The 1,890-nt window shown below is 66.8% G+C and carries 1 protein-coding gene and 2 pseudogenes; 1 reads left to right on the top strand and 2 read right to left on the bottom strand.

Annotated elements, in window-relative coordinates; all coding sequences use genetic code 11:
- On the top strand, positions 1–230 hold a 230-nt coding region (locus tag AC1DS3_RS38840), incomplete at its 5' end, for a hypothetical protein (RefSeq protein WP_477129388.1).
- Between the two features lie 103 nt (positions 231–333).
- On the opposite strand, the pseudogene AC1DS3_RS38845 reads toward AC1DS3_RS38840, so the two are convergent.
- Positions 334–1,535 (bottom strand): annotated as a pseudogene (locus tag AC1DS3_RS38845) (molybdopterin molybdotransferase MoeA).
- 88 nt (positions 1,536–1,623) lie between these two features.
- A pseudogene (locus AC1DS3_RS38850) lies at positions 1,624–1,890 on the bottom strand (GTP 3',8-cyclase MoaA); the annotation flags it as partial.

Raw genomic sequence — 1,890 nt, forward strand, 5'->3', positions numbered from 1 at the left:
CGATCACCCTTGAGTTCACCCCAGCCGCTCAAGCCGCAGCAAGAGACATCGACTTGGATCTGACACCCCACACCGGCGCGATAACGCCGGTGATCGGCGACCTGATTCAGTTCCCTGGGCAACCAATCATCTTTATGGTCATCGGTCGCGTTTGGCAGCCGCGCAATCCGGACAACGTCGAACTGCGTATCATGCTCGATCTGTCGCCTGCGCCGTTGTCTGTCGTCTGAGGGCATTCCGAGCCGCGACAGGCGTTTGTGCGATGGTCATGCCATGGCGATTCTGGATGGTCGCGCAGACGCAGGGAGATCGCTGCTCCGGTTCTGCCGGGTTTCACAGCAGCCCGTCGAACAGCATGATGTCCACCTCGCTGCCGGCGGCGACCGTGGCCTGCTCCGGCCCCAGCACGATGAAGCAATTGGCCTCGCTCATCGAGCGCAGCACGCCCGAGCCCTGCTGCCCGGTGATGCTCACCTGCCAGCCGCCYTCCGGGGCCGGCGCCAGGATGCCGCGCTGGTATTCGGTGCGGCCAGGTTTCTTGCGGATCGCCTGGGCGCTGCGCACGCGCATCAGCGGCAGGGGCGCCACCTTGGCGCCCATCTGGCGGTGCAGGGCGGCCCGCACGAAGTGATAGAASGTCACCATCACYGCCACTGGGTTGCCTGGCAGGCCGAACAGCAGCGCTTCGCGGCCGTGGGAAGCRATGCGGCCGAAGGCCATGGGCCGCCCGGGGCGCATGGCGATCTTCCAGAAGGTCACATCGCCAAGCTGGGCCATGATCTGCTTGGTGTAGTCGGCTTCTCCCACCGAGACGCCGCCCGAGGTGATGACCGCGTCGGCGTTTTCGCACGCGCTGCGCAATGCCGCTTCRAGCGCGGCGGGATCGTCGGGCACCACGCCCATGTCGATCAGGTCGACGTTCAGCCGCCGCAGCATGCCGTGCAGCGTGTAGCGGTTCGAGTCGTAGACGCAGCCCGCATCGAGYGGCTCGCCAATGGAGCGCAGTTCRTCGMCRGTGGAGAAGAACGCCACGCGCAGGCGGCGCCGCACCTTGACTTCGGCCACGCCCAGCGACGCCAGCAGGCCAAGGTCGGCCGGCTGCAGGATGCGTCCGGCGGCCAGTGCCGGCTGGCCGATGGCGAGGTCTTCGCCGCGCAGGCGGCGGTTGTCGCCGGCCCGTACCGCCTTGGCGTCAAAGCGAATCTGCGCGCAGCCTGGCCGCGCGCGACCGCTTGCTCGCAGGCAGCACCGGCAAAGGCGCTGCCGACCACCGTCAGGGTCACGTTGCCGCCCGCGGCCAACTCGCTGCTGGCGAACGCATAGCCGTCCATGGCGGCGTTGTCGTGCGCGGGCACGTCCAGCCTGGAGATGACGTCTTCGGCCAGCACGCGGTCGAACGCTGTGCGCAGGGCGACCTGCTCGGTGCCCCTCACGGGCTCGACCACCYCGCCGATGATCTGGTTGGCCTGCGCCACCGGCAACGCACCGGGATCGTAGTCGGACAGGCAGGAAATGACGGATTGTAGTGATGGCATGGAGCGGTTTTGATATAGGCAGGATTGGCTGCGGTACTGCGGCGCCCGAGGCGCTTCGTTGCTTCGTTGCTTAGGTGCTTAGATGCCGTCAGCCGCCGATATACGACATCTCGATCTTGTTCTCGGTACGCACCTGCCGCACCGCGGGGTCGCTGCGCTGTTCCGAGTAGTGATCGGTGCGCCCTTGCCAGACCCCGGCAATGGCATTGGAGATTTCCAGGTCGCTATGCTCGCCGCGCAGCAGCGCGCGCAGGTCGTAGCCTTCGGTGGCGAACAGGCACAGGTAGAGCCGGCCTTCGGTCGACAGGCGGATGCGGCTGCAGTCGCCGCAGAAGGCGTGGGTGACGCTGGAGAT

The sequence above is a fragment of the Cupriavidus sp. 01L46 genome (assembly GCF_056399905.1).